The organism is Streptomyces kronopolitis (genome assembly GCF_014646275.1).
GTDB classification, from domain to species: Bacteria; Actinomycetota; Actinomycetes; order Streptomycetales; family Streptomycetaceae; genus Streptomyces; species Streptomyces kronopolitis.
The window spans coordinates 1-4,122 of the sequence record NZ_BMND01000086.1 but is presented as its reverse complement, the minus strand read 5'-3'; the positions used below and the strand labels follow the sequence as shown (position 1 = coordinate 4,122).

The following is a 4,122-nucleotide window of genomic DNA, read 5'->3' as shown; positions in this document are numbered from 1 at the left end:
GTATCGGCAGGTTCGGATATTCACTGGTGCGGAATAGGGTCATGATCGACTGGCCACCTCGGCTGCGTAGGCGGTCCTGACAGCCCCGGCCGACCAGCGCTCGGCAGCCGATGGGCTGATCCCGAGCAGGCGCTGAAGAACAGCTGCGGGCATCTGTGTGCAGAGGTCGAGCAGGGCCGCGCATCGTCCGGCTTCGGTGGGAAGTCCGATGTCACGTAGGCGCCGGGCGAGTTGCTTGCTGGTCACCGGCCGACCGGGCATCTGCAACGACGGGAAGAGCCAGGGTGCGTTGTGCTCGTTCAACATCACCGTGCGTTCGTGGTCGTGGGCGATGTCGACGAGCTGGAGGACCAGGCCGTCGAGGGGCGGTGGCAGTTTCAGCGGGGTCTTGTTGAGGCGGAGGGCGACGCCGGTCTCGTCGTGGATGACGTGCGCCGTGGTCAGACGGCAGGTCCTCGCAGGGAACTGGCCATAGAGCAGGACCATCAGCCCAGCGACGCGGTCCCTGGTCTCGAAGGAGTCGTCGTTCAAGAGCCGCCGGGCGGTCGCCCAACGTTCGTCGGCGTCGAGCGGGCGGTGGAAGATCCGCCGCGGCCGGGCCGGGATGCTGATGCCGGAGGCGAACTTGCCGCGGACCGCCCATCGGACGAACGGCCTTGCCGAGTAAGGGCCTTGGTGGTTCTCCGAAGTGAGCCAGACGTCGACGAGGGACTGTCGGCAGGTCGCCAGGGTCTCCCCCTGGTCCTTGATCCAGGCCAGGAAGGTGATGGCCTTGGCTATCTGGGTCTGGGCGATTTCGCCGGTGTTGGCGGAGATCGGCTTGCCGCGGGCCCGTCGCCGGATGTGGGCGATGCGGTCCCAGCGGGCGTAGGCGATGATCAGGCGGCGGTCTTCGGGATCGTCGATGGCCGCGGCCTTGTGCTCGATCCATCGCTCCAGCCGGACCATGTACTCATCGCGGACCGGCAGGACGCCGGCGGAGACCAGGACGGCCCGGAAGTAGTCGACGGCCATGTCCTTCTGGCTGGTCATGCGAGTGTCCAGGGCCTCGTGAGTGAGCTCGCATGTCCCGGCGGCCAGGTCGGTGACCAGACGGGTGGCCGCAGGTGATTCCCGCAGATAGAGCAGGGTCCTGCGGGGGTTGAGGTTCAACAGGGCATCGGCGACCTTGCCGAGCTCGGGACGGTGCTTGCCGTCCGGCGACGTCAGCAGCTTCCGCAGCTGGCGGTCGGCGGCGCATCGCCGACAGAGACCGAAGTGGAACAGCCGCTCGACCGTGCCGCACTGCTTGCAGGGCTTGTGCGCCTCCGGGGCCTTCTCCCAGCAGTTCTCGCAGATGGGACCGCGTGCTGTCCGGGCGACGACGCGCGAGGGGCGCCCGCAGTCGGTGCAGGGTTCCAGCTTGCGCGAGCACGTCCGGCAGCGGGGTGAGTCGGTCCCGGCGAAGAGGCAAGCCCGGACCTTGCCGCAGGAACCGCACTCAACGACAGGCGGTTTGCGGCAGACGGCGCATATCGGCCCGTCGGCCGTGCGGGCGCCGACGCCTTCAACTCGATCGCAGACAACGCATTTCTCCTGGTAGGAGGGTTCCTTGTTGCGGCAGGTGTTGCAGATCGGGGCTCCGGTGTCGTCGCGTCCCGCGACGGGGCGGTTGCGTCCGCACCACTTGCAGGGCTCGGCCCTGGCGTGGTTGTAGCAGGTTCCGCAGACCCGCAGCCGGTTGATCGAGTGGCTCAGCCGGACCGCGCGGTCGCAGTGCGGACACTTCGGGGCAGGGACGCCGCGGGCCCCGGCCTCGCGGAGCCGGTTGACCAGGAGGACGGTCTTGGGTCCGTGGTGGTGAGCCTGGCCGACCAGCAGGCCGGGCTGGTTCTGGAGATCCCAGAGCAGGCGGCGGGTGACCGACAAGTTCCCTCCGGTGACCTCGGCGATCATCGCCCGCAGCACGGCCTCGTCGAGTCCGAGGGCAGGGCCGTCGAGGTAGCCGAGCAGGTCAGAGGCCGGGTCCTCGGTGCACTGGGCCTTGAAGCAGTAGCGGCAGACCTCGCGGCCGGTGCGGTCGAGGCCATAGTTCGGGGTCTCGTCGTTGCCGCAGCTCATGCAGGCCCAGCCCGACCCCGCAGCCTTCCGGCTGTTGAAGCCGCTGCATGAGGAACAGACCCGGCGACCGGAGCCGTCGGTGTTCATGAGAGACCGCAGCTTGCCGCAGCGCGAACAGGGCGGCCGGACGACGTGGCCGGCTCCGAGCTCGGTGAGGGCACGGATGAAGCGTTCGACCGAGGCCGGGCCTTCGGCCCGGCCCGACGTCAGCAGCCCGGGATCACCTTCGAGGGCCTGGGCCAGGCGGACGGCGGCCGACTTGGACCGAACCGCCTGGCCTATCGCCGTGCGGACGGTCTCCGCGGACAGATCCGGTTCGAACCCGGCGACCAGCTCGCCGATCACCGCGTGCGGATCGGCGGCGATCCGGGAAGCCGCGGTCATGACCGGGTGATCCGAGCCCGCTTGGGCCGGAAGTCGCCGACGCCGGTGGCCTCGGTGCCGTCCGCAGTCTTCTTCGCCCGCGGCCTGCCCGCGGCGACCGGCTCGATCAGGTCGTCCATCGAACAGTCGAGGATGTCCAGCAGGGCCATCAGGACCTTGAGGTTGAGCCGTTCCGGAACCTCCACCACGAGCCGGTAGATCTGGCTGGCGGACAGGTCGATGCCCCGCTCGGCCAGCAGAGGCCGCAGGTCGGTGGTGGAGAACATGCCCTTCGTGGCCATGACCTCGCGCAGGTGCCACTTGTAGTCGAGCTTCGCCGTCATCGTCGTCCACTCCGTTCCAGGACCCGCTGTCCGGGGTCGTTGTCGAAGGCCAGGTCGATGGCCTTGAGCATCATCGTGTTGGCGAAGTCGTCGCTGACCGCGGTGTAGAGGGCGGTCGTGGACGCATAGAGGTGGCCGACCTGTTCCTGGATGAACTTCGGATCGACGCCGTCCTCGATGTTGTGCGTGACGTACGAATGCCGCAGGCAGTGCGGCACCAGTTCCTCCGGGAGGCCCAGTTCCTCGCGGTAGAGAGCGAACCGGTCCTCGATCTCGCGCGTGCGGAGCCGGCCGCCGCGTTCGGTCAACCACAAGGCGGGGTGCGTCGAGAAGCCGTAGCGGGGACGGACGTTGACGACGTAGTCCTCCAGGGCCTCCACGGCCCAGGGCATGATGCTGGCGACGTTCCGCCGCCGCGGCCCCGAGCCCTTGGTGCCCTTGGCCTTGCGGACGTGCACCATGCCGTACCGGCCGAACTGCGGAGCCTTCGCGTTCCGGTAGAGGTCCACCACGTCCAGGCCGGACGCCTCCGAGGCCCGCAGGCCCCAGCCGTAGATCGTCTTGAACAAGGTGGAGTCCCTGTAGGCGGTCAGGGCGCCCTTGCGGCCTCGCTTGATCATCCGGTCCACCCGGTCGTCGATGTGGTCGAACAGGAGCTGGCACTCCTCCCGCGTCATCGGCCGGCGCTCTTCGCCGCCCTCGTAGTCCACGAGGTGTTCACGCCGGTTGCCGTCATGGAGGATCGGCGTCGGGTGCGTGCCGAACCGTTCCAGACAGACCTCCACCCACCCGTAGACCGGGTTGAGGAGGTAGTCCATGAACAGGCTGATGGCCCCCTGGTAGTTGCGGAGCGTCGACTTGGCACGGTTGTGCCGCATCACCAGGTCCGCCATCCACTCGTCGATGTGGGCGGCCGTCCAGTGCCACGGGTACTCGTTCGTGAACTCCTGGAAGGTCTCGATGACCCGGCGGCGACCCTCCACGGTGTCCGGCTGGAGCCCCCGGCCACCCAGTTGCTGCCGCCCCCAGCCCGACAGCATCGCGTCGAGCACGGCGTCCTCGGGGTGCAGCAGATGCACACCCGAGACCAGCTCCAGCACCGCGGCCCCATGCACTTCCCTCGTACCGTCAGACACTCCCCACCCTCTCTCACCAGAGGATGGAATCATGCATCTAATGAATGACACCTGTAAAACCAGCAGGTCAAGGGCGCTATGAGCTTCGCTGGACGTCAGGCAGCCAGTCGGTACACTTCCCGCAGTTCAGGGCCAGCGGCCAACACCCGAACGTGCATCAGATGCAATTCCCCGGGGTC

Annotated in this window: 3 protein-coding genes; all 3 read right to left on the bottom strand. The window is 68.0% G+C overall.

Translation table 11 applies throughout. From position 1 onward, the window contains the following. Positions 1-39 precede the first annotated feature (39 nt). Genes IEY78_RS34745 through IEY78_RS33655 form a run of 3 tightly spaced genes read right to left on the bottom strand, consistent with a single transcriptional unit; the run spans position 40 to position 3,943 of the window. The gene (locus tag IEY78_RS34745; protein ID WP_229700341.1) at positions 40-2,484 is read right to left on the bottom strand and encodes a zinc finger CCHC domain-containing protein; all 2,445 of its coding nucleotides are present in this window, start codon (positions 2,482-2,484) and stop codon (positions 40-42) included. Then, on the bottom strand, positions 2,481-2,807 hold the full coding sequence (locus IEY78_RS33660) for a helix-turn-helix domain-containing protein (RefSeq protein ID WP_189104800.1): 327 nt from the start codon (positions 2,805-2,807) through the stop codon (positions 2,481-2,483). Before IEY78_RS33660 ends, IEY78_RS34745 begins: the two co-directional genes overlap by 4 nt. After that, complete coding sequence (locus IEY78_RS33655; RefSeq protein ID WP_229700340.1) at positions 2,804-3,943, bottom strand: tyrosine-type recombinase/integrase; 1,140 nt, start codon at positions 3,941-3,943, stop codon at positions 2,804-2,806. The genes IEY78_RS33660 and IEY78_RS33655 overlap by 4 nt, the downstream gene beginning before the upstream one ends. Positions 3,944-4,122: the final 179 nt, after the last annotated feature.